At 57.3% G+C, this 4,840-nt stretch carries 6 protein-coding genes and 2 pseudogenes; 4 read left to right on the top strand and 4 right to left on the bottom strand.

Going from position 1 to position 4,840, the window contains the following annotated elements; genetic code table 11:
• Window positions 1-209 (top strand): annotated as a pseudogene (gene trpC / locus AC1DVH_RS25990) (indole-3-glycerol phosphate synthase TrpC); the annotation flags it as partial.
• Between the two features lie 143 nt (window positions 210-352).
• A complete protein-coding gene (locus AC1DVH_RS25985) occupies window positions 353-1,054 on the top strand; it encodes a lipoate--protein ligase family protein (protein WP_477756211.1) in 702 nt (233 codons plus the stop codon).
• 10 nt (window positions 1,055-1,064) lie between these two features.
• Here the strand turns inward: AC1DVH_RS25985 and crp are convergent, their stop codons facing one another.
• Window positions 1,065-1,709, bottom strand: a complete 645-nt coding sequence (gene crp, locus AC1DVH_RS25980) for a cAMP-activated global transcriptional regulator CRP (protein ID WP_477756210.1) — start codon at window positions 1,707-1,709, stop codon at window positions 1,065-1,067.
• Between the two features lie 230 nt (window positions 1,710-1,939).
• Between crp and AC1DVH_RS25975 the strand changes: the two genes are divergently transcribed.
• Both AC1DVH_RS25975 and speD read left to right on the top strand, forming a co-directional pair.
• Window positions 1,940-2,362 (top strand): OsmC family protein, encoded by a 423-nt coding sequence (locus tag AC1DVH_RS25975; protein WP_007994936.1) that lies wholly within the window; start codon window positions 1,940-1,942, stop codon window positions 2,360-2,362.
• 239 nt (window positions 2,363-2,601) lie between these two features.
• A complete protein-coding gene (gene speD, locus AC1DVH_RS25970) occupies window positions 2,602-3,393 on the top strand; it encodes an adenosylmethionine decarboxylase (RefSeq protein WP_477756209.1) in 792 nt (263 codons plus the stop codon).
• 81 nt (window positions 3,394-3,474) lie between these two features.
• Here speD and coq7 read toward each other — a convergent pair whose 3' ends face one another.
• From coq7 to AC1DVH_RS25955, 3 genes and pseudogenes are all read right to left on the bottom strand, one after another.
• Window positions 3,475-4,122 (bottom strand): 2-polyprenyl-3-methyl-6-methoxy-1,4-benzoquinone monooxygenase, encoded by a 648-nt coding sequence (gene coq7, locus AC1DVH_RS25965; RefSeq protein ID WP_096515638.1) that lies wholly within the window; start codon window positions 4,120-4,122, stop codon window positions 3,475-3,477.
• Window positions 4,123-4,270: 148 nt separating this feature from the next.
• Window positions 4,271-4,609 carry a histidine triad nucleotide-binding protein gene (locus AC1DVH_RS25960; protein ID WP_046039514.1) on the bottom strand — a complete coding sequence of 113 codons (339 nt, stop codon included), beginning with the start codon at window positions 4,607-4,609 and terminating at the stop codon, window positions 4,271-4,273.
• Window positions 4,610-4,689: 80 nt separating this feature from the next.
• Window positions 4,690-4,840, bottom strand: a pseudogene (locus tag AC1DVH_RS25955) (SDR family NAD(P)-dependent oxidoreductase); the annotation flags it as partial.

Genomic DNA, 4,840 nt, shown 5'->3' with positions numbered 1-4,840 from the left:
ACCTGTTGCCGCGTATTCCGCGCGATCGTCTGGTCATCACCGAGAGCGGCATTCTCAACCGCGCCGATGTCGAACTGATGGAAATCAGCGACGTCTACGCGTTCCTGGTCGGCGAAGCGTTCATGCGCGCCGAAAGCCCGGGTACCGAGTTGCAGCGTCTGTTCTTCCCTGAGCGCGGTGTACCTGTCAGCGGTTCGACCCTCGACTGAAAAGCATCGCGAGCAAGCTCGCTCCCACAGGGTTTGATGGTGGCCACAAAATCTATGAGCTGCCGAGATCAAATGTGGGAGCGAGCTTGCTCGCGATAGCGGCATAAGAAGCACCACAGACTTTATGTCCTACGGAATACCTTATGACCTCACCTATTTCCCTGACCATCGAAGCCGGTCTGCAAGCCGAGCAGGATTTGCTGGCGTCGGTCTGTGCCGGCAACGCGGAATTCGGTCTGTTGTTCTGGCAACCGAGTGACCAGGCATTAGTGATGCCGCGTCGCTTGAATCGCTTGCCAGGCTTTGAATCCGCATGTGAAGTCTCGGCAGCGGCAGGCTGGCCAGTGTTGTTGCGCGATACCGGCGGAGAGCCCGTTCCGCAATCCGACACCACGATCAACATCGCTCTGGTCTACGCACCGCCGCGCAGCGAAGGCGACCTTAACCGCATCGAATCCGGCTACCGGCGTCTATGCGATCCAATCTGTCAGTTGCTGGATGAGTTAGGTGGCACTTCGTCCCTGGGTGAAATCGAAGGCGCCTTCTGTGACGGTCGCTTCAACGTCAACCTCGATGGTCGCAAGATGGTCGGCACCGCCCAGCGCTGGCGCCAGAGTCAGGGTGGGCAGCGTCCGGTAGGACTGGTGCATGGGGCGTTGCTGCTGGATAACGAGCGAGAGTCTATGGTCGCCGCGGTCAATCGTTTCAACGAGGCCTGCGGTCTGGAGCAACGCGTACGCGCCGAAAGCCACATCGCGCTGCATGAGAAGTTCGCGGCGCACGATGCCCTGGCGCGCCTCGACTATCTCTACCGGTTGGTGCTGGTGCAGATGTTCAGCGGCTAGGTTTTCGAGCTTATCGCGTACCGAAAACCACCATGGTCTTGCCTTTGACGTTCACCAGTTCGCGTTCTTCCAGATCCTTGAGGACGCGACCGACCATCTCCCGGGAACAACCGACTATCCGCCCGATCTCCTGACGGGTCACCTTGATTTGCATGCCATCGGGGTGAGTCATGGCATCTGGCTGTTTGCAYAGCTCCAGCAGGCAGCGGGCGACTCGACCGGTTACATCAAAGAATGCCAGGTCACCGACCTTGCGCGTGGTGTTGCGCAGGCGCTGTGCGATTTGTCCGCTGAGGACGTAAAGAATGTCTGGATCCTGCTGGGACAACTCGCGGAATTTCGCGTAGCTGATTTCCGCGACTTCGCATTCAGCCTTGGCCCGCACCCAGGCGCTGCGCTCCTGCTCCAGGCCAGCTTGCTCAAACAGACCCAACTCGCCGAAAAAGTCCCCGGTGTTCAGGTAGGAAATGATCATTTCCCGGCCGTCGTCATCTTCGATCAGGATGGTGACTGAGCCTTTGATGATGTAGAACAGCGTTTCCGAACGGTCGCCGGCACAAATGATGTTGCTCTTGGCCTGATAGCGGCGGCGCTGACAATGCATCAACAGCTTGTCGAGGTTCTTGATCTTGGGGTTGGGGGCAATCGCAACCATGGTTGTATCCCGAAAAGACTGCACGGTGTGTTTGGTTTTTTTATGAATAGCGAACGCTGGGGGAAAGCTGGCAATGCGCCATTGATTTGGCGTCAGCTTAACAGACACCTCCTGCAATATTCGAGCATTTACCTACAAGGCGGTGGGATATGTCCTAGGACGCCGGGCGCCGTCAGTCACGGGGCCTGTGCTAAGCTGGCGACCCTTTTTTATACAGTGGAGTCTTGGCGATGAAGGCACGCATCCAATGGGCTGGCGAAGCCATGTTCCTCGGCGAATCCGGTAGTGGTCATGTCGTGGTCATGGACGGTCCGCCCGATGCCGGCGGACGTAACCTGGGTGTCCGGCCGATGGAAATGCTGCTGCTGGGTGTCGGCGGTTGCAGCAATTTCGATGTGGTCAGCATCCTCAAGAAGTCCCGCCAGGCGGTCGAAAGCTGTGAAGCGTTCCTTGAAGCCGAGCGTGCGACCGAAGATCCAAAGGTTTTCACCAGGATCCACATGCATTTCGTGGTCAAGGGCCGTGGGCTGAAAGAAGCCCAGGTCAAGCGCGCCATCGAATTGTCTGCCGAGAAGTATTGCTCGGCCTCGATCATGCTCGGCGCGGCAGGCGTGGCAATTACCCACGACTACGAGATCATCGAGCTCGGTTGAATCGACATTCAACTATCATAAAAGCAGTGCAGACTCTGGCGAACACAAGCTGACGTCTGCATAATGCGCCACTTTTTTCAGGGTAGTGGCCCGTCAGCCGACAGGCCTCGCACCCGAGCAGACAACCAMAATCGCCATCGCGAAGAGGTGTTAACCGTCCTACGCAGGTGCGTTGTTCGCATTTGACGGGCATGCTTGATCACGCGGCCGGGCCGCAAACACATAGAGAGTTTTTAACGGTGAAAAGCAAACTCAAGCTCCACGGGTTCAATAACCTGACAAAGACCTTGAGCTTCAACATCTATGACATCTGCTACGCGGAAACCCCGCAAGACCAGCAGGCTTACGTCGAGTACATCAATAAAGAGTACAACGCGAAACGCCTGACGCAGATCCTCACGGAAGTTGTCGATATCATTGGTGCCAACATCCTGAACATTGCCAGTCAGGACTATGAGCCGCAGGGCGCCAGCGTCACGATCCTGATCTCGGAAGAGCCCGTAACCCCGACCGACAGTCAGATCGAAGAGTCCCCGGGCCCACTGCCCGAAATCATTCTGGCCCACCTCGACAAGAGCCACATCACGGTGCACACCTACCCGGAGATCCACCCGGTCAGCGGTATTGCAACCTTCCGTGTGGACATCGACGTGTCGACTTGCGGGGTCATTTCACCGCTTAAAGCGCTCAACTTCCTGATTCACCAGTTCGATTCGGACATCGTGACCGTGGACTACCGTGTGCGCGGCTTCACCCGTGACGTTGAAGGCAAAAAGCACTTCATCGACCATGAGATCAATTCGATCCAGAACTACCTCTCCGATGACACTTACGACGCGTACCAGATGACCGACGTGAACGTGTACCAGGAAAACCTGTTCCACACCAAGATGCTGCTGAAGAACTTCGAACTGGATAACTACCTGTTCGGCGACGCCACCAACAACCTGTCCTCTGAGCAACGTGCCCAGGTGACCGAGCGGGTGAAACACGAAATGCTCGAAATCTTCTACGCGCGCAATATGGCGTAAGACTCTCGAACACAAAAAAGGCGACTCCCTCACGGCAGTCGCCTTTTTTTATTCTGGCGCTCGCTCCTACAAAAAACGGAGTCAGATCCGATAAGTACTCTTGGTCATCACCTTGGCCATCAGGCTCATCCCGAACTTCACCGGTGCCGGAAAGCGGAACCCGCCAGCCTCCAGCGCACTTTCGGCATGCTGTTCTTCATCGATGCGCATCTGCTCAAGAATCGCCCGGGACTTTTCATCCTCGGCCGGCAATTGCTCCAGATGTTCGTTCAGGTGTTTGCACACCTGGTCTTCCGTCGCCGCAACGAACCCCAGGCTGACTTTATCGCTGATCAGGCCGGCCACTGCGCCGATCCCGAACGACATGCCATAAAACAGCGGATTGAGGATGCTGGTGTGGCTACCCAGTTGATGAATACGTTGTTCGCACCAGACCAGGTGATCGATTTCTTCTTCGGCGGCATGCTCCATCGCGGCACGCACTTGCGGCAGTTTGGCGGTCAGCGCCTGTCCTTGGTACAGCGCCTGGGCGCAGACTTCGCCGGTGTGGTTGATGCGCATCAGGCCGGCAACGTGGCGTGTGTCTTCGTCGCTCATTTTCGCATCCGGCTGCACGATGGCGGGCGACGGACGGTACGGCTGGCCGCTGAAGGGCAGCAGGGTGCGCATCGCGGCATCGGCTTGCAGCAGAAGGCGGTCAATTGGCGAGTAGTGACGTTGGGTAGTCATGCTGACCTCCGGGGGAATTTCGGCGGCCAGTTTAACCCAATCGGCCGGGGAAGGATTGCGCTGGGTCATTGTGATGCAGAGGCTGTGACAGTGCTGTGATGCCTTTTGTGAAAGCGGCGGTGCGCCGCTTTCACAGGGTTTAGAGCAATCAGCCCGGCGGCCAGTGCATCTGGCGCTGACCCAGCACGTGCATATGAATGTGGTAGACGGTTTGTCCGCCTTCTTCATTGCAGTTCATGACGACGCGGAAACCTTTTTCGCAGCCCAGTTCCAGTGCCAGGCGCTGCGCGGTGAACAGAATATGCCCGGCCAGCGTCTTGTCGTCCTCGGTCAGGTCGTTCAAGGTGCGAACCGGTTTCTTCGGGACCACCAGAAAATGTACCGGTGCCTGTGGGGCAATGTCGTGGAAGGCCAGTACCTGGTCGTCCTCGTAAATGATCTTCGCCGGGATTTCCCGGTTGATGATCTTGGTGAACAGAGTATCCACAGCTGTTTTCTCCGTTATTTGGGCTGGCCTGAGTGTACTCATGGCGTATGCCAGCGCYCAGCTTTTTACCTTGAATTGGATCAGCGCGGGCAGTACGCCTTGTTGATCATGCCGGCGATGGTGCGCGTCAGCCAGCGCGAGCCGAGCCGCGGCAGGAAGGCGAACCAGCGGTTGCGCCGCCCGGGAATAATGATCGCTTGATTCTTTTCCAGTGCGCGCACGGTGTAGAGC

The sequence above is a fragment of the Pseudomonas sp. P4_C3 genome (assembly GCF_056402075.1).
The sequence above is the reverse complement of the archived record's forward strand: the minus strand, read 5'-3'. Positions and strand labels throughout refer to the sequence as shown.

Bases quoted from the DNA above. Each gene is read 5' to 3' on its own strand.
- AC1DVH_RS25985 (WP_477756211.1), top strand. From the start codon at position 353: ATGACCTCACCTATTTCCCTGACCATCGAAGCCGGTCTGCAAGCCGAG.
- AC1DVH_RS25975 (WP_007994936.1), top strand. From the start codon at position 1,940: ATGAAGGCACGCATCCAATGGGCTGGCGAAGCCATGTTCCTCGGCGAA.
- coq7 (WP_096515638.1), bottom strand. From the start codon at position 4,122: ATGACTACCCAACGTCACTACTCGCCAATTGACCGCCTTCTGCTGCAA.